Raw genomic sequence first — 19,169 nt, 5'->3', positions numbered from 1 at the left:
GGCTCGCGCCTAGTGTATGGGTTGCTAAAGTGTTGAGTTAACAAGCGCTCTTATGTCGCCCTCATAACAATAACGGGATCTGCCATGGCTGTTTACGAAATCCTGATCGCTGATGACCATCCATTGTTTCGCAGTGCATTGCAGCAAGCGTTGACCCAGGGTTTAGGGCCGGGTGTGCGGCTGGTAGAGGCAGCAAGCATTGCCGAGCTGGAAAGCCGTTTGGCTGAGAAACCGGATTGGGATCTGGTTTTGCTCGATCTGAATATGCCTGGGGCCTATGGCTTTTCCGGGCTGGTATTGCTGCGTGGGCAATATCCACAGATACCGGTGGTGATGATTTCCGCACAGGAAGAGTCTGCGATTGTGTTGCGCTCGAAGGAATTCGGGGCCAGTGGCTTCATTCCCAAGTCGAGTTCGTTGGAAACCATCCAGCAAGCCGTTCGTCAGGTTCTGGAGGGTGATACCTGGTGGCCAGAAATCAGCGCTGATGTGCAAGCTGTATCGGCTGAAGCCAAGGCTGCAAGTGCCGGGCTTGCCAGTTTGACGCCGCAGCAGTTTCGGGTCTTGACCATGGTTTGCGAAGGGCTGCTTAACAAACAGATCGCCTATGAGCTAGGTGTTTCAGAGGCAACGGTGAAGGCACATGTCACCGCGATATTTCGCAAGCTGGGTGTGCGTACGCGCACGCAAGCGGCGCTATTGCTGCAACAACTTGAGAGTATTCCAAGCGCGACGACGGTTTGAGGTGATTGGTGCCTTCAGTGGCATGGCTGAAGACCTGCGCCTGGTGTAAAAAAGTCAGGTCTCAAGCAGCGTATTAGCGTAGCCTGCCGACCTTTTCCGTTAGTGGTTGTTAGATTATGTCTCCATTCAAGGGCCAGACAGGCCTCAAGCGTATCCTCAATGCCACGGGGTATTCGTTCGATGGCTTGCGCGCCGCCTATAGGGGCGAAGCTGCATTTCGCCAATTGGTGCTGCTCAATGTGGTGTTGATTCCACTGGCATTTGTGTTTGATGTGAGCAAGGGCGAGCGCGCCGTCATGATCGCGGTGTGCCTGCTGGCGCTGATTGTCGAGTTACTCAACTCTGCGGTTGAAGCGGCGATTGATCGTATTTCCCTGGATTTGCATCCGCTGTCAAAGAACGCCAAGGACATGGGCAGTGCCGCTCAGTTTGTTTCGCTTTGCCTGATTGCGAGTGTCTGGCTGGTGATCCTTTTCGGCTAGCTGGTGCGCAGGCCTGCGCCGGGCATCGGTCGATGGCGAGGCTCAGGCAATGGTTGGCAGTACGATTTCATCACTGCGCCTTACACCAGCCGTCAGAGTCTGGCACAGCTCGAGAAAAGCACGCATTGCCGCCGTTTGATACTTTTGTTGGTGCCAGATGAAGTAGAACTGTCGCCGCAGGTCGAGATCCGGGGTTTCAATGGGGACCAGGCTGCCGCGGCGAAAGGCATCGCGCAAAGCCAGGCGCGAGATGCAGCCAATGCCCAGGCCTGACTCAACCGCTCGTTTAATGGCTTCGGTGTGTTCAAGCTCCAGGCGTATGTTCAGCGGGTTGGGGTGATGGCGCATGGCTTGGTCGAAGGTCAGGCGCGTGCCGGAACCTTGTTCACGAAGAATCCAGGCTTCCTGGTTAAGTGCCTCAACGCTGGCAACTTTGTATCGGGCCAGTGGATGTTGCGGTGCACAAAAGACCACCAGTTCATCCTCCACCCAGGGTTGCACTTCAATGTCCGGATGCTGGCAATCGCCCTCGATCAAGCCCAGGTCCATCTCGTAATGAGCCACTTGCTGCACCACATGTGCGGTGTTGTGAACCTGGAGCTTGACCCGGCATTCGGGATGCAACTGCATGAAGTTGCCGATCAATAATGTTGCCAGGTAATTGCCAACCGTGAGGGTGGCCCCCACATTCAGGGTGCCAAAGCCGCTTTTGCCAGCCAGCAGGCGCTCAATCTCTTTGGTTTGGTCGATCAGGGCAACCGCCTGGGGTAACAATTGATGGCCCAGTGCATTTAGGGTCAGGCGCTTGCCCGCGCGATCAAATAGCTGGCAATCGGTTTGCCGCTCGAGCTCGGTCACCGAGGTGCTGGTGGCCGACTGCGACAGCGCCAGGGATTCGGCCGCACGAGACACGCTTTCTTGCTGGGCGACGGCCACAAATACTTGAAGTTGTCTGAGAGTAAATCGCATATCTATATAACCGATAACCTATATCTTAATAATTCACTTAACAGATATTCTGCGCCCCTCTAGAATGCAGCGCAATTACCCACAGTGGGTCGCGTACTTTAGTGAGGATACCTGCATGAGCAACTTGAACGTCGAGCGTGTGCTCAGCGTCCACCATTGGAATGACACGCTGTTCAGCTTCAAGACCACCCGTAACGCTGGGCTGCGTTTTGAAAATGGTCAGTTTGTAATGATTGGTTTGCAGCAGGACACTGGTCGCCCGCTGATGCGCGCTTACTCCATCGCCAGCCCGAATTACGAAGAGCACCTGGAATTCTTCAGCATCAAGGTGCAGGACGGCCCTCTGACTTCGCAACTGCAACACCTCAAGCCGGGTGATGAGTTGATGGTCAGCCGCAAGCCAACCGGGACCTTGATTCTTGATGACCTGCTGCCAGGCAAGCATTTGTACCTATTGAGCACCGGTACTGGCCTGGCGCCATTTATGAGCGTAATCCAGGACCCTGAAACCTACGAGCGCTACGAGAAGGTGGTGCTGGTTCACGGTGTCCGTTATGTCAACGAGGTGGCGTACCGCGAGTTCATCACCGAGCACTTGCCGAAGAACGAATACTTCGGTGAGGCGCTGAAAGAGAAGCTGATCTACTACCCAACCGTGACCCGCGAAGAGTTCGAGAATCAGGGGCGCCTGACTGACTTGATGCGCAGCGGTAAGTTGTTCCGCGATATTGGCCTACCACCAATCAACGCACAGGACGACCGCGCAATGATTTGCGGCAGCCCGAGCATGCTGGATGAAACCAGTGAAGTGCTCGACGGCTTCGGCCTGAAAGTGTCTGCACGCATGGGCGAGCCGGGCGACTACTTGATCGAGCGGGCATTCGTCGAGAAGTAGGTTATTGGCCATGAAAAATCCCACCCTTTGCGGTGGGATTTTTTTTGCTGAAAAAAAGTCCCGCATAGAGCGGGACAAAGGGAGGATGTTAATACTTACAGCAGGGCTACAAGGCTGGTGCCTGGCACAACTTGAAAGTCGATCGACATCATCAGGCTCAAGGCGCTGATGGCAACGATGGAGAAGGCGAACAACTTGCGTGCCCACAGGCGATCATCCACGGCGCGATAGCCGGAAAGGGCGATTACCAGCCACCAGGCACTGACCAGCAGGGCGATCAGCAGATAACCGTAGCCTGCAAAGCCAGTCAGGTTGAGCAGGAGCGAGGCGCCACTGAATGCCAGGATATACAGCACGATCTGCAGTTTAGTGGCGTTGATCCCGCGCTTGACTGGCAACACCGGGATGCCTGCTGCCTTGTAATCGTTCAGGCGAAATATCGCGATGGCATAGGAATGCGGCATCTGCCACAGGCAGAAGATCAGCAGCAACACAGCCGCACCGGTATCGAATTGACCGGTGACCGCACAGTAGCCCACTACCGGCGGCATGGCCCCGGACAAACTGCCGACCAGGGTGCCGTACTCCGAGCTGCGCTTGAGCCACAGGCTGTAGAAACCCACATAGACCACATAGCCGACAGCCGCCAAGACCGTCGCCAATCCGGTAGTTTCGAACCACAGCAGGCTGAACCCGGCGATGCCGAGTACCAGCCCGTGGGCCAGCGCTGCCTTGAGCGAGATCTTGCCGGTGACCAGCACGCGGTCGCGGGTGCGTTCCATGTGCTGGTCGATGTCGCGATCAATGCAGTTGTTCAGTACGCATCCGCTGGCCACCACCAGCGACAGGCCGATCACGGTGGACAGCAACAACATCAGGTCGATGTGACCTTGCGCCGCCAGAAAATAGCCGCCCGCAACGGCAATCAGATTGCCGAAGATAATCCCGGGCTTGGTGATCAGGAGATAGCGTTTGAACTTCATGGTCACATCCAGGGCATCATCAGTTGGTCGGCATTGACCATGATCCAGATCGCCAGCCCAACCAGCATCACGATGATCAGCACAGTGAACAGAAAGGCCAGCAGGTTCCAGCGGCCTTCCGAGGATGTGTTCATGTGCAGGAAGCAAACCAGGTGCACCAGAATCTGGACCACCCCCAGCACGACCATCGAGGTCAGTGCGACGTTGCGCGAGAAATGCCCACTCATGACCATGGCGAACGGAATCGCCGTGAGAATTACCGAGAGAATGAAGCCGATTGCGTAGGACCGCACGCTGCCGTGGCTTTCACCGGCATGGCTCTGTGCATGTGCGTGGCTCATTGGGCAACTCCCATCAGGTAGACAACGGTGAAGACGCAGATCCAGACGATATCGAGGAAGTGCCAGAACAGGCTCAGGCACGACAATCGGGTGGTGTTCTGCGGCGTCAGGCCACGGCTGTAAACCTGCGCCATCATGACCACCATCCACACCAGGCCCGCGGTTACGTGCAGACCGTGCATGCCAACCAGGGTGAAGAACGAGGACAGGAATGCACTGCGGTTTGGTCCGAAGCCTTCCATGATCAGGTGATGGAACTCGTTGATCTCCATGCCAATAAAGCCAAGGCCACAGAGGAAGGTCAGGAACAGCCAGGCAATGGTCTTGCCCTTGTCTGCTTTGTGGGCAGCCAGCATGGCCATGCCGTAGGTGCAACTGCTGACCAGCAGCAAGGCGGTTTCGACCAGTACATAAGGCAGTTCGAAGATGTCCTTGCCGCTGGGACCGCCAGCGGTGTGGTTAACCAGTACCGCATAAGTGGCGAACACGCTGGCGAACAGGATGCAGTCGGTCATCAGGTACAGCCAGAAGCCAAATACCGTCATGTCACCGCTGTCATGATCATGGTCATGATCATGGGCTTGGCTGACGCCGTGTTGAGAATCAAGGATTGCCGTAGACATCCGGGTTACACCTCTTGCGCGAGTTGTTGGGCGTGTTGCGCACGGTTGTGGGAATGACCAGCTTCGCGAGGGAAACGCTGGTTTTCGATGCGTTCGATTTCATCCGGCTGCACGTAGTAATCAACATCCTGGTTGTAGCTGCGCACGATGAAGGTGGCGACCATGCCGATAAAGCTCAGGCCAGCCATCCACCAGATGTGCCAGATCATGGCGAAGCCGAAAACGGCGCCGATCAGGCCGATAACCAGTCCGGCCGCCGTGTTCTTCGGCATATGGATGGGGCTGTAGCTGGCAGGACGCAGGTAAGCGGTGTCGTTTTCTTTCATTTCGTGGAAGGCATCCACAGCATGCACGGTAGGTAGTTGCGCAAAGTTGTAGAACGGTGGTGGCGAGGAGGTAGACCATTCCAGGGTGCGGCCACCCCATGGATCGCCAGTGTGGTCACGCAGCGCATCGCGGTTCTTGATGCTGACGAGGATCTGGGCGATCTGGAACGCAATGCCGCAGAAAATCAGCACCGCGCCGAAGAAGGCGACAATCAGGTAGGGGTGCCACAGTGGATTGTCGTAATGATTCAGGCGTCGGGTCATGCCCATGAAGCCCAGCACATACAGCGGCATGAACGCTACGAAGAAGCCAGTGATCCAGCACCAGAAGGCGCACTTGCCCAGGCGCTCGTCGAGCTTGAAGCCGAAGGCCTTGGGGAACCAGAACGTGAAGCCAGCCAGGTAGCCGAACACGGCACCGCCGATGATGGTGTTGTGGAAGTGGGCGATCAGAAACAGGCTGTTGTGCAACACATAGTCGGCGCCCGGTACGGCCAACAGTACGCCAGTCATGCCGCCAACGGTGAAGGTCACCATAAAGCCCAGGGTCCAGAGCACGGGTGTGGTGAAGTGCAGGCGGCCACGGAAAATGGTGAACAGCCAGTTGAACAGCTTCACCCCGGTTGGAATCGAGATGATCATGGTGGCAACACCGAAGAAGGCGTTGACATTGGCACCCGAGCCCATGGTGAAGAAGTGGTGCAACCAGACCACGAAGCCAAGCACCGTGATTGCCGCAGTGGCCCAGACCATCGAGGTGTAGCCGAACAGCCGTTTGCCGGTGAAGGTGGAGATGACCTCGGAGAATATGCCGAATGCCGGCAGGATCAGGATGTACACCTCCGGATGGCCCCAGGCCCAGAACAGGTTGATGTACATCATGGCGTTGCCGCCCAGCTCGTTGGTGAAGAAGTGCATGTCCAGGTAACGGTCAAGACTCAACAACGCCAAGGTGGCAGTGAGGATGGGGAACGACGCGACAATCAGGATATTGGTGAATGTGCAGGTCCAGGTGAAGATCGGCATTTGCATCAGCTTCATGCCTGGGGTACGCATCTTCAGTACGGTGACCAGGAAGTTGACCCCGGTCAGCAAGGTTCCCAAACCGGATAGCTGCAAGGCCCAGATGTAATAGTCGACCCCGACCCCGGGGCTGTAGCCCAGCTCCGACAGCGGTGGATAAGCGACCCAGCCGGTGCGCGCGAACTCGCCGACACCCAGGGACAGGTTGACCAGAATCGCGCCGGCCACGAACAACCAGAAGCTCAAGGAGTTGAGGAAGGGGAAGGCCACGTCGCGAGCGCCGATCTGCAGCGGCACGGCGATGTTCATCAGGCCGACCATAAAGGGCATGGCCATGAAGATGATCATGATCACGCCATGGGCGGTGAAGATCTGGTCATAGTGCTCGGGCGGCAGGAAACCGTGGTTGGCGCCCTCGGCCATGGCCAGTTGGCCGCGCATCATGATGGCGTCAGCGAAGCCGCGCAGCAGCATGATCATGGCGACGAAAATATACATCACGCCAATTTTCTTGTGGTCGACTGAAGTCAGCCACTCGGTCCACAAATAGGACCACTTACGGTAATAGGTCAGCGCAGCCACTACGGCCAGGCCAAGCAGGGCAACGACAGCCAGGGTGCCCATAACAATAGGGACGTCCAGGGGCACTGCTTTGAGCGTTAACAAACCGAACATCAGTGGTTACTCCTCGATACTCGCGTTCATGGGCATGTGCATGTTTTTCATATCCTGCATCTCATCTTTGTTCCCAGCGCCAAGCTGCGGCGTTGAGGGGCCGTGCATGTACTGCATGAGAATTGAGTTGTAGAGCGTCGGGCTGACCGAGGAGAAGTACTGCGCCGGATCGTTTTCGCTGGGCTTGACCAGCTCCGGGTAGTTGCTCTGGTCCAGCGTTTTCGGCGAGGCCTTGACCTTGGCGACCCAGTCAGCGAAACCTTTTTCCGAGGTGGCGATAGCCTGGAATTTCATGCCGGAGAAGCCGTCGCCGCTGAAATTCGAGGACAAGCCATCAAAGTTGCCTGGTTTGTTGGCAATCAGGTGCAGCTTGGTCTGCATACCGGCCATGGAGTAGATCTGGCTACCCAGTTGCGGAATGAAGAAGGAATTCATTGCGTTCTGCGAGGTGATCTGGAAATTCACCGGGGTGTCGGTGGGGAAGGCAATCTCATTGATCGTGGCAATGCCTTGCTCGGGGTAGATGAACAGCCATTTCCAATCCAGCGATACTGCCTGAATCACGATTGGCTTGACCTCGGAGTCCAGTGGACGATAAGGGTCTAGCTCGTGGGTGGAGGTCCAGGTCAGGGTGCCGAGTACCGCGATGATCGCGCAGGGCACCAACCACACCACCAGTTCGATGGGGGTTGAGTGGGACCAGTTCGGCTTATAGGTTGCCTTGGTGTTGGATGCGCGGTATTTCCAGGCAAATGCCAGGGTCATCACTATGACCGGGATCACCACGATCAGCATCAACAGGGTGGAAGTGATAATCAGCGACTTTTCATCCATGCCCACCTGACCTTTGGGGTCAAGCAAGGTCATGTTGCATCCGCCGAGCATCAGCAGCGGGAGCCACGAAAGTCGTTTCAGGTATCCAAGGTACAGCTCAGTTTTCATCTTGCGGCCTTAATGGATAAATTGACCCCGTCGCCCCGGTCTTCTCTTACCGAGGTGACGTAGCCGACACCGTCCTGACAGCGTTAGCTGCGGGACGCTTTTTTGCGCAAAGCCAGCCGCCACCAGAATTCGGGCAAGCCTCTCCCGTCTAGTTCTCGCGTGGCGAAACTGAGTTGTGCGCTGTTTGGAATATTGTTAGTCAGCGTTTGCCATGACCCCCTAAGGGGCTTTTGCTGCAATCCTTTGAAGTGAAATCCGCATGGCAAGCCGCGCGGATTTTCAGCCACATCGCGCAATGCCTGCGCGTGGACGAATTCGATCAAAGCGTGAGCTAATTCACGGCTGCTGATGAAAGGTGGCAAACACATTACAAATTATTACAGGTGCAACTTCAAGTTACATATTCCCGTGCGGCCTTTGCCGGAAGCTGAATCAGCACCCTGTGTTCAGTCGGTGAAAGTTGCAGAGCTACCATTTTTACTGGCTTGTAGCGCTTTGCTCAGTCTCTTGGCGAGTTGTGTCAGGTGCGACACCGGGCCGCACTTTTGCGCATCGTCACAGCGCTTTGAATTGATGCGGATCAGCAGGTTTAGTGTGCTTAGCTGGTAGGGAGGCTGCGTTTGAGTGGTCGCCAGGCAGGAAACCTGAGGGTGGGGAGTGAGGCAGGCAGGTGCATGAAGGCCACGTCTTATGTTGCCTGCCTCAGTAACTCAGGCGCTTGGCGGCGCTGGTTTTTTGCGCAAGGTATCGAGTGCAAGCAGGTCTTCATCACGCCAGGCCATTACCACAAGGCAGCCTGCAAATATGATCAGTGATGGATAAAATAAGGCTTTGCTGCCGGTAAAGACCCAGCCCCATGGGTCAATCACCGATTGCCACACCGCCAACAGCGTAGCTGCGCTAAATAGCAATTGGATGGGGTAAACCAGGCGACGCATAAATCCTGCAACAATCAGCAAACCGATGAGCATTTGCAGTATGCCAGCTGCATGTAGCAGGTTATCGGAGGCAAAAAGGCCGAAGTAGAACTTGTTGGCGACCGCAAGACCGTGCTCGACATTGACCACTTTATTGACGCCCCAGATTACCAGTAGCCAACCAAGTGAAATACGCAGTAGCAGCAGGCTCCATTGTTTCATCATCAGGTTTTCCTTGAACAGCAGTAAGAGAAGTACTGATGTGACTGGGCGCTCGGCAGTAAATTACAAGCGCCCTTGGCTAAAGGGCTGTATTGGGTCGTTTGACGCGGCGCCGCGTGAGCGGCGCCCGCTGTAGGCTGGTGCAACAGACTCAGGTCAAGTGCCTGGAACCACTTCCAGTACGCAGATCTGATCCGGTTGCGGATAGTGCCAGCGCACCTCGACATCCCATAAGCGGGTGCCATACCGCCGCTCGGGTTGAGGGCTTTGATAAGCCGGGCGCGGGTCTTGGGCCAGGCATTGTTCAATCAGCTCAACCAAGGGTTGCTGGAGCCGTTGGGCCTGTTCAGATGCCTGCTGTAAGGCTTGAGGTTGCCAGTTAACCTTGATCAAGCGCGGTGCTGCATCAGCCATGCTGTTGGTCGCGCTGCTGATGCAGTCGGCGTAGGGCACATAGGGTTTAATATCCAGCACCGGGGTGCCGTCGAGCAGGTCGATGCCCGACAAATACAACTTGCCTGGCTCGATCTTGTCCAGCGCGACCACGGATTGGCCGATGCCATTTGGCCTGTGTGTAGCGCGGGTGGCAAACACGCCCATCGACTGGTTGCCACCCAGGCGTGGCGGGCGCACTTTCAGACGGGGTTTGTCTTCAAGGGCCTGATGAAACAAGAACAGCAGCCAGACATGGCTGACGTGCTCTAGCCCTTCAATGGCTTCAGGCTGGTCAAAGGGCGCAACCAACTCCAGCACGCCACGGGCTGCTGGAGCCAAATGCGGTTGGCGAGGAATGGCGAACTTCTCTTTGAAGCACGAGCGCACAAAACCGATGGGTGAAACGGAGTAAGACATTGCAGGCGACCACAGCTGGAAGTTGCCCATCTTAACCGCAAAGCGGCGCTCGCCTTAAGCACGGTTGTCGGTGCCGCGCAGCCATCTTAAAGGCTGAAGCCGCCATCAATCGGGATGATATTGCCGGTCATGTAAGCCCCTGAGGTGCTGGCCAGGCTGATTGCCAGTGCTGCCATTTCTTCTTCACGACCCCAGCGTTTCATCGGGATGACCGCAGTGTCTTGCGCCATTGCCTCGTTGTCGTTGGCGATATGCTGGGTCATCTTGCTTGGGAAGCGTCCAGGTGCAATCACATTGACGTTGATGTGCTGTTCAACCAGTTCGCGAGCGAGCATGCGCGAAAGTTGGTGCAGTGCTGCTTTGCTCGGGCCATAGGCGTAGGCGTTTTCACCAAATGAGCTGATCCCAGCCACTGAGCCAATATTGATTATCCGCGCCGGATTGGCGCTGTTCCCGGCTTTTCGCAGCAGCGGCAGCAATTGCTGGATGCAGCTGAAAACCGAGGTGACATTGAGTTGCATGACTTTTTCCCAGCCCTTGGCCGGGTAGGACTCAAGCGGTGCGCCCCAGGTCGTGCCTGCATTGTTGACCAGGATGTCGAGCTGGGTAATTTTGCCGCCAAGCGCTTGAGCGAGTGCCTGCACGCCTTCTTCGGTTGCCAGGTTAGCGGCTATGCCGTGGCAGGTGCCGAAGGCGCTGAGTTCTTTTGCAGTGTCGCTGCAAGCCTGAGCGTCGCGGGCGCACACATAAACGGTGGCGCCTGCTTCAGCAAAGGCTTTGGCGATCATCTTGCCGATCCCACGAGTACCACCGGTAACCAGTGCGGTGCGATCTTTCAGAGAAAAATAAGGGTGCATGGCGAGTCCTTGGATCAACAGGTGCCATCACCCTAATCGGCCAGCGCCAACTGTGGATGCATTATTGTTGGCGCAAATACAGCGCCATCTGCAGTGCGAGGTTGAGACAGCTATCGCCAGGCTTATTCAGCGGTCGCTTGAGGGCGCTCGCGCAAGGTCAGGCCCTTGAGGAAATTACGCAGGAACTGGTCGCCACAGGTGCGGTAGTTGCTATGGCCAAACTTGCGGAACAGTGCGCTCATTTCCGGTTTGGACACCGGGAAGTCAACGCTCTGCATGATCGCGTGCATGTCATCTTCTTTCAGCTCGAAGGCCACGCGCAGCTTTTTCAATACCATGTTATTGGTCATTGGCAGTTCGAATGGCTGAGCCGGACGGCTATCGTCCTTGCCGCGCTTGAAGTAAACCAGGCCATCAAGAAAATGCGCCATGAGTTCATCGTCACAGGCGATAAAGCCGTCTTCATCTTCTTTTTTCAGCAGTGGCTCAAGCTCGGCGCTGGTGACGCTCTTGCCGCTCAGGGCAATGATCTCAGCCAATTTTGCATCGTTGACATCAAGCATATAGCGCACGCTGCGCAGCACATCGTTGTTAAGCATTATGGATTCCTGATTGAGGACCCAGGCAGCATGAGGCTGCCTGGGCAAAAAATGAGAGCGGGCGCAGGGCTCAGAAACGCTCTTTTGCCGCGAGATAACGCCATTGCCCCGGCGCGACTTTCGACAGGGGCACGCCGCCGACGCGTATGCGCTTGAAGCTCAATACCTTGAGCCCGACTTCATTGCACATGGATACGATTTGGCCCGGTATGGGGTTTTTCAGGGCGAAACGCAGGCGGGTTTCGTTCTGCCAACTGACTTTGCAGGGCGGCAGGGCGTAGTTGTTGAAGACCAGTCCGTGATTGAGCCGCTTTAGATCACGTTCGCTAAGCTCGCCGCTGACTTCGACCACATATTCCTGCTCCATCTTGACGATGTCATCGCGCAGCTTGCGCTCGATACGCCAATCCTGCGTCAGCACATGCAGGCCTTCGGCACCGGCCTGCAAGGGAATGCAGGCAGTCAAGTTGGTCAGGTGGCCTTTCAAGGGGCGAATCCCCGAAGCGTCCTCTGGCCAGTGGCTGGCGGTGCTGAGTGCCTCTGTGATTCGCTCGGCGTTGTTGTGTCCTGGCGGGATATGCACCAGCAAGGTAACCGGATCCAGTGGCGCGGCGACCGCGTTTGGAAGCAACGCAACCTGCTGCTCGGCAACCTTGAAGTGGGGGGCGTCGATCACCTCGCCATCCACCGTTACCCAGCCGCCCTCAATGTACAACTCAGCTTCGCGTCGGGAGCATCCGACCAGTTCGATCAGGCGTTTGGAAAGGCGTATTGGCTCGGTCATCAGGCAGTCATCAATAAAGTAATGCTCCTATTGTAACTGGCTGCAAGGCTTGTGTACGGATGGCGCGGCTTTTAGGCCGGACATCGGCCGGCTCGAACCTGAATACCCGAGCCGTTTGTCGCCTAATTATCCTTGTATTCCCACTGGTTGGGACTTGGATTTCATTAAGTGGGAAAGTTCCAGCATTCTAAATGTAAGGAGCGCCCATGAACTACAAAACCCCAACTGATCGCTTGCTACAGATATTGGTCGCCTTGGGCCAAGCCGACGAGGTTATTTCGGCCAAGGAACTATCTGAAAACCTGCAGCAGCCCTTGAGCAGCACTTATCGCCACTTGAAGACCTTGCTGCGCTGGGGGTTGGCCGAGGACAACGGCCAGGGGCGCTATCTGCCTGGGCCAACCTGTATGCAGTTGGCCAAGAAGTTTGATCGCGATGCGGTATTGGTCACATTGGCCAAGCCTGAACTTAAACGCCTGGCTGAGCTGAGTCGGGAAAGTGTTGCCTTGATGGTGCCAATCAATGGCCAGGCGATATGCGTGGAGTTGGTCGATAGCCAGCAGCCCTTGCGCTGCTGTTATCAGAAAGGCCTGGCCCAGCCCTTGTTGATTGGGGCATCGGCTCGCGCATTGCTGGCCTTTATGGATCAGGCGCAAAGCCTGGCCATATTGACCGCCAAAGGGGTCGAGGCCTCGGCGCTGGACGACTACATGCGCAACTTCGATGAAATCAGGCAGGCGGGTTATGCCGTTTCCAATGGCGAAATTGATGAAGGCGTCTGGGGCGTCAGCGCACCGCTATTTGATAGTCGCGAGCGCTTGCAGGCAGTAATCAGCCTGATGGCACCGGCGATTAGAGCAGAGCAACGCAGCGAGCAATTGATTCGCTGGACTCAGGATGCGGCGCTGCGGGTCAGCGCACGTCTTGACTGAATATAAAGAGAGCCAAGGTATGACCGTTATCGCCGATATGCAGGTATGGACCGGCCGCACTGATGCAGCCGAAGGTCAAAGCGCTTTGCGCTGGCACCAATGGGTTCAGCCCTATGCCCAACAACAGGCGTCAGGCACGACCTTGCTTGGTTTTGCCTGCGACGAAGGGGTCAGGCGCAATCAAGGGCGCACCGGTGCCCGCCAAGGTCCGCAGGCGCTGCGCAAAGCCCTGGCCAATCTCGCATGGCACGGTTCTGCGCCGGTATACGATGCCGGTGATGTCTGTTGTGAATCCGACCAACTGGAATCAGCACAACAGCGCTATGCCACAAGAGTTACCGAGTTGCTCGGCCAGGGGCATCGACCGCTGGGCCTGGGCGGTGGCCATGAGATTGCCTTGGCCAGTTTTACCGGGCTGGCGGATCACCTGCGCAGTCAGGAGTCTGCGCCGAAGCTGGGTATCTTGAATTTTGATGCGCACTTTGACTTGCGTTTCGCTGCGCAGAGCAGCTCCGGCACACCCTTTCTACAGATCGCCGAGTATTGCCAAGCGGCCGGCATGGACTTCGAGTACTGCTGCCTGGGCGTCAGTGAGCACAACAATACCCAATCGCTGTTTGACCAAGCGGCCAGGCTGAACGTGCGCTATCTGCTCGACCGGCAAATGCAAGGCTGGAACCTGGCGGCTGTCGAAGCGTTCCTGCAAGCGTTTCTGAGCAGAGTTGATCACCTGTACATGACGGTCTGCCTGGACGTGCTGCCTGCAAACCAGGCGCCGGGCGTGAGTGCGCCATCGGCCCACGGTGTGGACCTTATGGTGGTCGAGCACCTGGTTCGACTTGCCAAGGCCAGCGGCAAATTGCGCCTGGCTGATATTGCCGAACTCAATCCAAGCCTGGATCAAGACAATCGCACTGCGCGTATTGGTGCCAGGCTGTTGGCCAGCATGGTCGATTGAGGTTTTGAACACACTTACCTGATCAGAATTTGATCAGCAATAACAATAGAGAAATCTGCCATGTTGACCCTGGAACTGGATGCATTGACCACCACCGCCCTGGCGCTACTGTTGCTCGGGGCGGGGGCCTTCCTTAAAAAGCGCAGCTACTGGCTCACTCAACTCTGCGTGCCCGCACCGGTAATCGGAGGCTTTGGCTTTGCCTTGCTGGTGTGGTTGCTACGTAACCAGGAGTTGTTGAGCCTGAAGTTCGATACGGCGTTGCAAACGCCCCTGATGGTGGCGTTCTTCACTACGGTGGGGCTGGGTGGCAGCCTTGGGTTATTGCGCAAGGGCGGCAAGGTCCTGTTCGTCTACCTGGGCGCCTGCTGGTTCCTGGCACTGCTGCAAAATGCCTTGGGCGTGGGAGTGGCCAGCTTGTTGGGCATAGACCCGCTGCTGGGCTTGATGGCTGGAGCTGTCTCGCTCGAGGGTGGTTTCGGTGCCGCCGCGGCATTTGGTCCCGTGGCGGAAAGCCTTGGCGCTCAGGGTGCAACCACCGCCGCACTGGCTGCCGCAACATTTGGCATGGTGGCCGGCGGCTTGCTTGGCACACCCATCGCGCGCTGGTTGATCGAGCGCAGGAAACTGGCCGTGGTGACCGAGCAGGTCAGTTCACTGGCTGCGTTGAGTCCTGGCGAGCAGGCACCGGCTCAGGCCCTGGATGCCCCGACGCTATTAAGGTTGCTGGCCTGCATTCTGGTGATCATGGTGCTGGGTTTCTGGCTCGGCAACGCCTTGAATGATCATCTCGGCATTGTTCTGCCGAGCTACGTTGGCGCCATGTTTGTCGCGGTGCTGTTGCGCAATCTGAATGATCGCGCACGGATCATCGAGATTCCTGACTCGGCCATCAGCACCATCGGCGATGTGTGCCTGGGTATTTTCCTGACCATGGCGATGATGAGCCTGAAGTTCTGGGAACTGGAGCAACTCGGCCTGCCGCTGCTGGGCATCCTGGTCGTGCAGATCCTGGTAATGATCTTGCTGACGGTATTTGTGCTGTTTCGCCTGCTGGGCGCCAACTATGACGCGGCGGTACTCTGTGCTGGCTTTATGGGGCATGGTCTTGGGGCTACGCCAAACGCGGTGGCGAACATGGGCGCGGTGTGTGAGCACTACAAAGTGTTTTCCTACAAGGCCTTTATCATTGTGCCGCTGTGCGGCGCGGTGCTGATCGATATTGTTGCGATCCCCTTGATTACCTGGTTCCTCAACGCTTTCGCGGGCGTCTGACCGGTGGCTCGGCAATAGTCACTTCATATAAGTCGAACCCATAAAAAATGCCGCTGAAATCAGCGGCATTTTTAGTTGCAATGAACCCGGTTAACCACCGAGATAGGCGTCGCGTACCTTTGGATCGTTGAGCAGCTCTTCACCGCTGCCCTGCATGACGATACGACCGTTTTCCAGTACGTAACCACGATCCGCCAGTTTCAATGCCTGGTTGGCATTCTGCTCAACCAGGAACACTGTCACACCATCTTCGCGCAGTTGTTCGATGATATCGAAAATCTGCTGAATGATGATGGGCGCCAAACCCAGTGAAGGCTCATCAAGCAGCAGCAGCTTGGGCTTGCTCATCAGCGCACGGCCAATGGCAAGCATCTGCTGTTCGCCACCGGACATGGTGCCGGCTCGCTGCTCAAAGCGTTCTTTCAGGCGCGGGAACAGGTGCAACACCTTGTCCATTTGCTCCTGGAAATCAGCTTTCTCGGTAAAGAATCCGCCCATGGCCAGGTTTTCTTCGACCGTGAGCCGCGCAAACACCCGACGGCCTTCAGGAACCACGGCAATGCTTTTGCGCATGATATCCGGCGTCTGCATGCCGACCAGTTCTTCACCCTGGTAACGAATGCTGCCGCTGGTGGCTTGCGGGTTGCCGCAAAGGGTCATCAACAGGGTCGATTTACCTGCGCCGTTGGCGCCGATCAGGGTTACGATCTCACCCTGGCGGACTTCAACGTTAACGCCGTGCAGGGCCTGGATCTTGCCGTAGAAGGTCGAAACGTTTTCAAAATAGAGCATCAGGCTTCCCCCAGATAGGCTTTGATTACATCCGGGTTGTCGCGGATCTGCTCCGGCGTTCCGTCTGCCAGCGGTGTGCCCTGGTTGATCACGAAGATGTGGTCGGAGATGCTCATCACCAGCTTCATGTCATGCTCAATCAGCAGCACTGTGACGTTGTGCTCGTCGCGCAGCATGCCGATCAGTGCCTTGAGGTCTTCGGTCTCCCGTGGGTTCAAGCCGGCCGCTGGCTCGTCGAGCATCAGGATGCTTGGTCGCGTCATCATGCAACGGGCGATTTCCAGGCGGCGCTGCTGACCGTAGGCGAGGGTGCCAGCGGGGCGGTTGGCGAATTCGGTCAGGTTGACCTGCTCCAGCCAATGCGCGGCATACTCCATGGCCTCGCGTTCGCTTTTGCGGAACGCAGGCGTCTTGAACAGACCAGACAGGAAGTTGGTGTTGAGATGGCGATGTTGCGCCACCAGCAAGTTTTCAACCGCCGTCATGTCCTTGAACAAGCGCACGTTCTGAAAGGTACGCACTACGCCTTTGCGGGCAATCTTGTGGCCGGTCAGCCCCTCGATCTGCTCGCCATTGAGGCGCACGCTGCCGCTGGTTGGCTGGTAAAAACCGGTCAGGCAGTTGAATACGGTGGTTTTGCCGGCGCCGTTGGGGCCGATCATCGATACTACTTGTTTCTCGTGGACGGTCAGATTCACACCGTTGACGGCCAGCAGGCCGCCAAAACGCATGGATAAGCCGCTTACTTCCAGAATCGGGCGGCTCATTGTTTCAGCTCCAGGTGTGGGCGCTGCATGGGCAGCAAGCCCTGCGGACGCCAAATCATCATCAATACCATCAGGGCACCGAAGAACAACATGCGGTACTCGCTGAATTCACGCATCAGTTCCGGCAGCAGGATCATCACGATTGCGGCGAGAATCACCCCAAGCTGAGAACCCATGCCGCCCAGAACCACAATGGCGAGGATGATTGCTGATTCAATGAAGGTAAACGACTCTGGTGTTACCAAGCCTTGGCGAGCGGCAAAGAAACTGCCGGCAAAACCTGCGAAACAGGCGCCCAGGGTAAAGGCCGAGAGCTTGATGACGGTAGGGTTCATGCCCAGTGCGCGACAAGCGATTTCGTCTTCACGCAGGGCTTCCCATGCCCGGCCAATCGGCATGCGCAGCAGCCGGTTGATCACGAACAATGTGAGCAGCACCAGCAGCAGGGCAATCAGGTACAGAAAGATTACCTTGTTGATCGACTGATAGGAGGTGCCGAAGAACTCGTGGAAGGTTTGCAGGCCTTCGGCGGCCCTGCGCTCGAACGACAGGCCAAACAGGGTTGGCTTATCGATGTTGCTGATGCCGTTCGGCCCGCCTGTCAGCCAGGTCATGTTACGCAGCAGGATGCGGATGATCTCGCCGAAGCCCAGGGTCACGATTGCCAGGTAGTCGCCGCGCAAGCGCAGCACCGGGAAACCGAGAATAAAGCCGAAGAAGGCCGCCATCAGCCCCGCAATCGGCAAGCACACCCAGAAACCCAGGCCGTAGTAATACGACAGCAGGGCGTAGGTGTAGGCGCCAACGGCGTAGAAGCCGACGTAACCCAGATCGAGCAGGCCAGCAAAGCCCACGACGATATTCAAGCCCAGGCCGAGCATCACGTAGATCAGGATCAGGGTGGCGATATCCACTGCACCACGGCTGCCGAAAAACGGCCACGCCAATGCCACCAGGATCAGGCCGAGGATAATCCAGCGCTGGGTCGAGGGCAGGGTGATGAAGTTGGTTGCCTTGCTCGGCACGCTTGGCAGCTTCGGCGCCTGTGACCAGGCAGCGCTGATCGGGCCGCGAAACAGTTGCCAGAAGAACATCACGATGGTGCACGCCGCGATAGTCCACAGAACCGCCGGGCTGGCGTTGTGCACTTCGAGCTTGATACCAACGGTGGTGAGCTTGAGCCCCAGCACTGGATAGGCCACTGCCAGTACCAGCAGGGCGCTGAAAAATGCCGTCTTGAGGTTTTTAGTAATTGCCGAACTCATACTTTTTCAACCTCCGGACGACCCAGGATGCCAGTCGGGCGGAACAGCAACACCAGCACTAACAGGCTGAATGCGACAACGTCTTTGTATTGGTCACCAAAAATATCGGCGCCAAATGCCTCGGCAACACCGAGAACCAAGCCGCCAAGCACAGCGCCTGGAATACTGCCGATACCGCCAAGTACTGCTGCGGTGAAGGCCTTGATGCCCGCGAGGAAGCCCAGGTGCGGGTTGATCACGCCGTATTGCAAGCTCAGCAGCATTGCAGCAACCGCTGCAAGCGCGGCACCAATGACGAAGGTCAGGGCAATGATGTTGTTGGTGTTGATGCCCAGCAGGTTGGCCATCTTCAAGTCTTCAGCGCAGGCGCGGCAGGCGCGACCCAGGCGGGAGCGGGAGATGAACCAGGTCAGGCCGATCATGACCAGGAAGGTGACGATGAAAATCAGCACCTGCATGTAGGAGATAACCACGCCGTTCATGCTGTTCTCGCCGAACACGAAGTTACCCGGAAGCAGATTGGGAATGGCCTTGTCTTTGGAATCCTGCGCAAGCAGTACTTCGTTCTGCAGGAATATCGACATACCAATTGCCGAAATCAGGGGGATCAAGCGGTTACCACCGCGTAAAGGCCGGTAGGCCACGCGTTCAATACTGTATCCATAGGCACTGGCGACAATGATGCTGGCCGCGAATCCCGTGATCAGCACAATGGGTAGGCTATGGATGCCAAACATGGCGAGACCGGCGACTGCGATAAACACCACGTAAGAGCCAATCATGTAAACCTCGCCGTGGGCGAAGTTGATCATGCCGATGATGCCGTAGACCATGGTGTAGCCAATAGCAATCAAGGCATAGGTGCTGCCAATGGTCAGGCCATTAACCAGCTGTTGCAGGTAGTGATAAAGATCAGGCATTGCCTAGCTCCTGGGTCGTTGCGTAA

General features: G+C 56.8%; 21 protein-coding genes. 6 read left to right on the top strand and 15 right to left on the bottom strand.

The window, feature by feature from the left end; genetic code table 11:
- Positions 1 to 84 precede the first annotated feature (84 nt).
- Both erdR and CHB79_RS06445 read left to right on the top strand, forming a co-directional pair.
- Positions 85 to 744 (top strand): response regulator transcription factor ErdR, encoded by a 660-nt coding sequence (gene erdR / locus CHB79_RS06450; protein WP_010490442.1) that lies wholly within the window; start codon positions 85 to 87, stop codon positions 742 to 744.
- Between the two features lie 116 nt (positions 745 to 860).
- Positions 861 to 1,226 (top strand): diacylglycerol kinase, encoded by a 366-nt coding sequence (locus CHB79_RS06445; protein ID WP_010490444.1) that lies wholly within the window; start codon positions 861 to 863, stop codon positions 1,224 to 1,226.
- A 42-nt stretch (positions 1,227 to 1,268) separates the two neighbouring features.
- Here the strand turns inward: CHB79_RS06445 and CHB79_RS06440 are convergent, their stop codons facing one another.
- Positions 1,269 to 2,195 (bottom strand): LysR family transcriptional regulator, encoded by a 927-nt coding sequence (locus CHB79_RS06440; RefSeq protein ID WP_010490445.1) that lies wholly within the window; start codon positions 2,193 to 2,195, stop codon positions 1,269 to 1,271.
- A 115-nt stretch (positions 2,196 to 2,310) separates the two neighbouring features.
- Here CHB79_RS06440 and fpr point away from each other — a divergent pair, with 115 nt between their 5' ends.
- Entirely contained in the window at positions 2,311 to 3,090 is a 780-nt protein-coding gene (gene fpr / locus CHB79_RS06435) for a ferredoxin-NADP reductase (RefSeq protein ID WP_010490447.1), read from the top strand.
- 95 nt (positions 3,091 to 3,185) lie between these two features.
- Here fpr and cyoE read toward each other — a convergent pair whose 3' ends face one another.
- The 10 genes from cyoE to CHB79_RS06385 all read right to left on the bottom strand — a co-directional run bounded on the left by cyoE (position 3,186) and on the right by CHB79_RS06385 (position 12,234).
- A complete protein-coding gene (cyoE, locus tag CHB79_RS06430; protein WP_089359302.1) occupies positions 3,186 to 4,073 on the bottom strand; it encodes a heme o synthase in 888 nt (295 codons plus the stop codon).
- Between the two features lie 2 nt (positions 4,074 to 4,075).
- Positions 4,076 to 4,414 carry a cytochrome o ubiquinol oxidase subunit IV gene (locus CHB79_RS06425; RefSeq protein ID WP_010490451.1) on the bottom strand — a complete coding sequence of 113 codons (339 nt, stop codon included), beginning with the start codon at positions 4,412 to 4,414 and terminating at the stop codon, positions 4,076 to 4,078.
- Positions 4,411 to 5,037: a cytochrome o ubiquinol oxidase subunit III gene (cyoC, locus tag CHB79_RS06420; RefSeq protein WP_089359301.1), complete on the bottom strand. Its 627-nt coding sequence runs from the start codon at positions 5,035 to 5,037 to the stop codon at positions 4,411 to 4,413. The genes CHB79_RS06425 and cyoC overlap by 4 nt, the downstream gene beginning before the upstream one ends.
- A gap of 5 nt (positions 5,038 to 5,042) precedes the next feature.
- On the bottom strand, positions 5,043 to 7,061 hold the full coding sequence (gene cyoB, locus CHB79_RS06415) for a cytochrome o ubiquinol oxidase subunit I (RefSeq protein ID WP_010490454.1): 2,019 nt from the start codon (positions 7,059 to 7,061) through the stop codon (positions 5,043 to 5,045).
- Positions 7,062 to 7,067: 6 nt separating this feature from the next.
- Positions 7,068 to 8,003 (bottom strand): ubiquinol oxidase subunit II, encoded by a 936-nt coding sequence (gene cyoA, locus CHB79_RS06410; RefSeq protein ID WP_089359300.1) that lies wholly within the window; start codon positions 8,001 to 8,003, stop codon positions 7,068 to 7,070.
- 710 nt (positions 8,004 to 8,713) lie between these two features.
- Positions 8,714 to 9,145: a DoxX family protein gene (locus CHB79_RS06405; RefSeq protein ID WP_089359299.1), complete on the bottom strand. Its 432-nt coding sequence runs from the start codon at positions 9,143 to 9,145 to the stop codon at positions 8,714 to 8,716.
- Positions 9,146 to 9,298: 153 nt separating this feature from the next.
- A complete protein-coding gene (gene tsaA / locus CHB79_RS06400; RefSeq protein ID WP_089359928.1) occupies positions 9,299 to 9,994 on the bottom strand; it encodes a tRNA (N6-threonylcarbamoyladenosine(37)-N6)-methyltransferase TrmO in 696 nt (231 codons plus the stop codon).
- Positions 9,995 to 10,080: 86 nt separating this feature from the next.
- Positions 10,081 to 10,851 (bottom strand): SDR family oxidoreductase, encoded by a 771-nt coding sequence (locus CHB79_RS06395; protein ID WP_089359298.1) that lies wholly within the window; start codon positions 10,849 to 10,851, stop codon positions 10,081 to 10,083.
- A 122-nt stretch (positions 10,852 to 10,973) separates the two neighbouring features.
- On the bottom strand, positions 10,974 to 11,450 hold the full coding sequence (locus tag CHB79_RS06390; protein WP_089359297.1) for a YehS family protein: 477 nt from the start codon (positions 11,448 to 11,450) through the stop codon (positions 10,974 to 10,976).
- 70 nt (positions 11,451 to 11,520) lie between these two features.
- Complete coding sequence (locus CHB79_RS06385; RefSeq protein ID WP_089359296.1) at positions 11,521 to 12,234, bottom strand: rRNA pseudouridine synthase; 714 nt, start codon at positions 12,232 to 12,234, stop codon at positions 11,521 to 11,523.
- 206 nt (positions 12,235 to 12,440) lie between these two features.
- Here CHB79_RS06385 and CHB79_RS06380 point away from each other — a divergent pair, with 206 nt between their 5' ends.
- Genes CHB79_RS06380 through gltS form a run of 3 tightly spaced genes read left to right on the top strand, consistent with a single transcriptional unit; the run spans position 12,441 to position 15,399 of the window.
- A complete protein-coding gene (locus tag CHB79_RS06380) occupies positions 12,441 to 13,166 on the top strand; it encodes an IclR family transcriptional regulator (RefSeq protein ID WP_089359295.1) in 726 nt (241 codons plus the stop codon).
- 19 nt (positions 13,167 to 13,185) lie between these two features.
- Positions 13,186 to 14,124, top strand: coding sequence for a formimidoylglutamase (hutG, locus tag CHB79_RS06375; protein WP_089359294.1), 939 nt, complete (start codon positions 13,186 to 13,188; stop codon positions 14,122 to 14,124).
- Between the two features lie 60 nt (positions 14,125 to 14,184).
- Entirely contained in the window at positions 14,185 to 15,399 is a 1,215-nt protein-coding gene (gene gltS / locus CHB79_RS06370) for a sodium/glutamate symporter (RefSeq protein ID WP_010490469.1), read from the top strand.
- A 90-nt stretch (positions 15,400 to 15,489) separates the two neighbouring features.
- On the opposite strand, the gene CHB79_RS06365 is transcribed toward gltS, so the two are convergent.
- From CHB79_RS06365 to livH, 4 genes are read right to left on the bottom strand one after another with little or no spacing between them, the layout of a single operon-like run.
- Positions 15,490 to 16,191 carry an ABC transporter ATP-binding protein gene (locus tag CHB79_RS06365; protein WP_010490471.1) on the bottom strand — a complete coding sequence of 234 codons (702 nt, stop codon included), beginning with the start codon at positions 16,189 to 16,191 and terminating at the stop codon, positions 15,490 to 15,492.
- Positions 16,191 to 16,958, bottom strand: coding sequence for a high-affinity branched-chain amino acid ABC transporter ATP-binding protein LivG (gene livG, locus CHB79_RS06360; protein WP_010490473.1), 768 nt, complete (start codon positions 16,956 to 16,958; stop codon positions 16,191 to 16,193). The genes CHB79_RS06365 and livG overlap by 1 nt, the downstream gene beginning before the upstream one ends.
- Positions 16,955 to 18,223: a high-affinity branched-chain amino acid ABC transporter permease LivM gene (locus CHB79_RS06355; protein ID WP_425439581.1), complete on the bottom strand. Its 1,269-nt coding sequence runs from the start codon at positions 18,221 to 18,223 to the stop codon at positions 16,955 to 16,957. The genes livG and CHB79_RS06355 overlap by 4 nt, the downstream gene beginning before the upstream one ends.
- Positions 18,220 to 19,143, bottom strand: a complete 924-nt coding sequence (gene livH, locus CHB79_RS06350) for a high-affinity branched-chain amino acid ABC transporter permease LivH (RefSeq protein WP_010490476.1) — start codon at positions 19,141 to 19,143, stop codon at positions 18,220 to 18,222. Before livH ends, CHB79_RS06355 begins: the two co-directional genes overlap by 4 nt.
- Between the last annotated feature and the right edge of the window lie 26 nt (positions 19,144 to 19,169).

This window comes from Pseudomonas segetis, from assembly GCF_900188155.1.
Lineage (GTDB): Bacteria > Pseudomonadota > Gammaproteobacteria > Pseudomonadales > Pseudomonadaceae > Aquipseudomonas > Aquipseudomonas segetis.
The sequence above is the reverse complement of the archived record's forward strand: the minus strand, read 5'-3'. Positions and strand labels throughout refer to the sequence as shown.

Excerpts from the sequence above, each read along its gene's own strand:
- CHB79_RS06380 (WP_089359295.1), top strand. The coding sequence starts at position 12,441 with ATGAACTACAAAACCCCAACTGATCGCTTGCTACAGATATTGGTCGCC.
- CHB79_RS06425 (WP_010490451.1), bottom strand. The coding sequence starts at position 4,414 with ATGAGCCACGCACATGCACAGAGCCATGCCGGTGAAAGCCACGGCAGC.
- cyoB (WP_010490454.1), bottom strand. The coding sequence starts at position 7,061 with ATGTTCGGTTTGTTAACGCTCAAAGCAGTGCCCCTGGACGTCCCTATT.
- tsaA (WP_089359928.1), bottom strand. The coding sequence starts at position 9,994 with ATGTCTTACTCCGTTTCACCCATCGGTTTTGTGCGCTCGTGCTTCAAA.
- CHB79_RS06365 (WP_010490471.1), bottom strand. The coding sequence starts at position 16,191 with ATGCTCTATTTTGAAAACGTTTCGACCTTCTACGGCAAGATCCAGGCC.
- cyoA (WP_089359300.1), bottom strand. The coding sequence starts at position 8,003 with ATGAAAACTGAGCTGTACCTTGGATACCTGAAACGACTTTCGTGGCTC.
- cyoE (WP_089359302.1), bottom strand. The coding sequence starts at position 4,073 with ATGAAGTTCAAACGCTATCTCCTGATCACCAAGCCCGGGATTATCTTC.
- CHB79_RS06385 (WP_089359296.1), bottom strand. The coding sequence starts at position 12,234 with ATGACCGAGCCAATACGCCTTTCCAAACGCCTGATCGAACTGGTCGGA.
- cyoC (WP_089359301.1), bottom strand. The coding sequence starts at position 5,037 with ATGTCTACGGCAATCCTTGATTCTCAACACGGCGTCAGCCAAGCCCAT.
- gltS (WP_010490469.1), top strand. The coding sequence starts at position 14,185 with ATGTTGACCCTGGAACTGGATGCATTGACCACCACCGCCCTGGCGCTA.
- CHB79_RS06390 (WP_089359297.1), bottom strand. The coding sequence starts at position 11,450 with ATGCTTAACAACGATGTGCTGCGCAGCGTGCGCTATATGCTTGATGTC.
- hutG (WP_089359294.1), top strand. The coding sequence starts at position 13,186 with ATGACCGTTATCGCCGATATGCAGGTATGGACCGGCCGCACTGATGCA.
- CHB79_RS06405 (WP_089359299.1), bottom strand. The coding sequence starts at position 9,145 with ATGATGAAACAATGGAGCCTGCTGCTACTGCGTATTTCACTTGGTTGG.
- livG (WP_010490473.1), bottom strand. The coding sequence starts at position 16,958 with ATGAGCCGCCCGATTCTGGAAGTAAGCGGCTTATCCATGCGTTTTGGC.
- fpr (WP_010490447.1), top strand. The coding sequence starts at position 2,311 with ATGAGCAACTTGAACGTCGAGCGTGTGCTCAGCGTCCACCATTGGAAT.
- livH (WP_010490476.1), bottom strand. The coding sequence starts at position 19,143 with ATGCCTGATCTTTATCACTACCTGCAACAGCTGGTTAATGGCCTGACC.
- erdR (WP_010490442.1), top strand. The coding sequence starts at position 85 with ATGGCTGTTTACGAAATCCTGATCGCTGATGACCATCCATTGTTTCGC.
- CHB79_RS06445 (WP_010490444.1), top strand. The coding sequence starts at position 861 with ATGTCTCCATTCAAGGGCCAGACAGGCCTCAAGCGTATCCTCAATGCC.
- CHB79_RS06395 (WP_089359298.1), bottom strand. The coding sequence starts at position 10,851 with ATGCACCCTTATTTTTCTCTGAAAGATCGCACCGCACTGGTTACCGGT.
- CHB79_RS06355 (WP_425439581.1), bottom strand. The coding sequence starts at position 18,223 with ATGAGTTCGGCAATTACTAAAAACCTCAAGACGGCATTTTTCAGCGCC.
- CHB79_RS06440 (WP_010490445.1), bottom strand. The coding sequence starts at position 2,195 with ATGCGATTTACTCTCAGACAACTTCAAGTATTTGTGGCCGTCGCCCAG.